The organism is Kocuria sp. ZOR0020 (assembly GCF_000800955.1).
Lineage (GTDB): Bacteria > Actinomycetota > Actinomycetes > Actinomycetales > Micrococcaceae > Kocuria > Kocuria subflava.
In genome coordinates this window covers 1-341 of the sequence record NZ_JROX01000257.1, presented here as the reverse complement: position 1 = coordinate 341, position 341 = coordinate 1, and the positions used below count along the sequence as shown (strand labels likewise).

The 341-nt window shown below is 66.9% G+C and carries 1 protein-coding gene; it reads left to right on the top strand.

Annotated elements, in window-relative coordinates; all coding sequences use genetic code 11:
• On the top strand, positions 1–341 hold a 341-nt coding region (locus L979_RS12725), incomplete at both ends, for a DDE-type integrase/transposase/recombinase (RefSeq protein ID WP_047692583.1).

Below are 341 nucleotides of genomic sequence, written 5' to 3'. Positions count from 1 at the left end.
GCGGGGCCGCAAGCCCGTGACCACCCGCCGCGCACACCAGGCGGATCATCGTCCAGATCTCGTCGAGCGCCAGTTCACCGCGGACGGCCCCAACCGCCTCTGGGTCGCAGACATCACCTACGTCCGGATTCTGGCCGGGTTCTGCTACCTCGCGTTCATCACCGACGTGTTCACCCGTCGAATCGTCGGCTGGGCGGTCTCGACCAGTCTGCACACTGACGCGTTGCCCTTACTGGCTCTCGAGCAGGCCCTCGCGGTCACCGGTGCTTCCCGCAGCCACGGCGGGCTGATCCACCACTCCGATCGCGGTTCTCAGGGCGGATTCAACTGGTCGTCGCAAC